Annotated in this window: 1 protein-coding gene; it reads right to left on the bottom strand. The window is 26.7% G+C overall.

Going from position 1 to position 768, the window contains the following annotated elements; all coding sequences use genetic code 11:
- On the bottom strand, positions 1-263 hold a 263-nt coding region (locus HMPREF9129_RS10385; protein ID WP_004823578.1), incomplete at its 3' end, for a hypothetical protein.
- Positions 264-768 lie beyond the last annotated feature (505 nt).

Genomic DNA, 768 nt, shown 5'->3' with positions numbered 1-768 from the left:
TACCTATTCTTTATTATCGTGAATATTTGAGTTTGTTTTTTATATACTTGATCTATTATTTTTTGATTTCCCACATATTCAACTGCGTTTTTATAATATTCATAGCTATAAGGCATTGAATATATTTTTTTAAATTTATTGTCTTCGTTATATTTTATAAATGCTAATTTAGCTTCAATGTGTTGAGCCAATTTTATCTTTGCCCTTTTTATTTTTTCTAACACGCATTTTGTCATCTCAACTTCTGAGTCTTCTATAACCATTTTCCAAATATAATTTTTTCAAGTCTCTTCTATTATTCTTATTCTGTGCTCTGTGCTATTTTATAACTTTTGTAGCTGTGTGTTTCATTTTGCAGCTCAATGCTCGTCTGTCTTAAAAATGTTGTGTGAGTTCCCATTTCATAGATGTATTCATACTTTTTTGTTTTTTCAGGCAAGATATTTTATTGTTCTTTAAATATTTTTTAGTTTTATTTATGGGTCGTTGTCACGAGCAAAGCTGCAAATATCGGCTAATTACAATTTTAATTGATTAATTTTACTTGAAATATAAACAATGTATGGTCAGCACGTTTTTGTGATATTGGTTATGGAATTAAAATAAAATGGATGAATTGAAAAGTGGTTAAGAAAGAAATATAGGCCCGCCCGTTTATATTATTTTATATTTTAGAAATTTTATTTGCATTATATTCTTAACATAGGGGCGGCACGTTTTTGCAAGATAAATAATGAATTAAAAAATAAATGGACAAATTGAAAAAGA

The sequence above is a fragment of the Peptoniphilus indolicus ATCC 29427 genome, assembly GCF_000227315.1.
In the GTDB taxonomy this organism is placed as follows: domain Bacteria; phylum Bacillota; class Clostridia; order Tissierellales; family Peptoniphilaceae; genus Peptoniphilus; species Peptoniphilus indolicus.
Note: the sequence above shows the minus strand (reverse complement) of the source record. Positions and strands in the feature narration are given on the sequence as shown.